This window comes from Paenibacillus medicaginis (assembly GCF_042138635.1).
GTDB classification, from domain to species: domain Bacteria; phylum Bacillota; class Bacilli; order Paenibacillales; family Paenibacillaceae; genus Paenibacillus; species Paenibacillus medicaginis.
This window is the reverse complement of the sequence record NZ_JBHIRY010000102.1, coordinates 1-425: the sequence shown is the minus strand read 5'-3', so window position 1 is coordinate 425 and position 425 is coordinate 1. Positions and strand designations below refer to the sequence as shown.

Annotated in this window: 1 rRNA gene; it reads right to left on the bottom strand. The window is 54.6% G+C overall.

The features are described 5' to 3' along the window. Positions 1-425 (bottom strand): 23S ribosomal RNA (locus ACE5LO_RS27825); the annotation flags it as partial.

Genomic DNA, 425 nt, shown 5'->3' with positions numbered 1-425 from the left:
ATGTGGACTCTTGGGGGAGATAAGCCTGTTATCCCCAGGGTAGCTTTTATCCGTTGAGCGATGGCCCTTCCATGCGGTACCACCGGATCACTAAGCCCGACTTTCGTCCCTGCTCGACTTGTAGGTCTCGCAGTCAAGCTCCCTTCTGCCTTTGCACTCTTCGAATGATTTCCAACCATTCTGAGGGAACCTTGGGGCGCCTCCGTTACTCTTTAGGAGGCGACCGCCCCAGTCAAACTGCCCGCCTGACACGGTCCCTGCACCGGATCACGGTACCAGGTTAGAATCTAGATACGATCAGGGTGGTATCCCAAGGCTGCCTCCACACAAGCTGGCGCTCATGCTTCAAAGGCTCCCACCTATCCTGTACAGATCGTACCCAAATTCAATATCAAGCTGCAGTAAAGCTCCATGGGGTCTTTCCG